This window comes from Stenotrophomonas sp. A3_2 (genome assembly GCF_036624925.1).
GTDB classification, from domain to species: domain Bacteria; phylum Pseudomonadota; class Gammaproteobacteria; order Xanthomonadales; family Xanthomonadaceae; genus Stenotrophomonas; species Stenotrophomonas hibiscicola.
Genome location: NZ_JAZKVY010000053.1, coordinates 1 through 517, shown reverse-complemented (window position 1 = coordinate 517; position 517 = coordinate 1). Strand labels below are relative to the sequence as shown.

At 72.0% G+C, this 517-nt stretch carries 1 pseudogene; it reads left to right on the top strand.

What is annotated here, in order from left to right:
* Positions 1 to 517, top strand: a pseudogene (locus tag R5H29_RS00755) (hypothetical protein); the annotation flags it as partial.

The window sequence follows — 517 nt, the reverse complement described above, 5'->3', positions numbered from 1 at the left end:
GGTTGCCGGCATCGGCATCGCGGCCGAGCGCCACCCCGGCGCGCGCTTCCTGCTCGTGGGCGACGAGGCACGGGTCGCTCCGCTGCTGGCTGCCGACAAGCGGGCCGCCGCGGTCTGCGACCTGCGCCATGCGCCCGACGTGATCGCCAACGACGCCAAGGTGGCCACCGCGCTCCGCGCGAGGCAGAGCAGCATGCGCCGCGCCATCGACGCGGTGGCGGAAGGCGAGGCGCAGGGCGTGGTCTCCGCCGGCAACACCGGCGCGCTGCTGGCGCTCGCCAAGATCGTGATCAAGACGCTGCCCGGCATCGACCGGCCCGCCATGTGCGCCATCATGCCGAGCGCGCGCGGCGACGTGGTGATGCTCGACCTCGGTGCGAACCTCGCCTGCGATCCCCGTAATCTTGTTGAGTTTTCTCTCCTCGGCGACATGTTCGCGCGCACCGTGCTCGGCCTGCCCAGCCCCACGATCGGCCTGCTCAACGTGGGCAGCGAGGAGCTGAAGGGCGACGAGCGA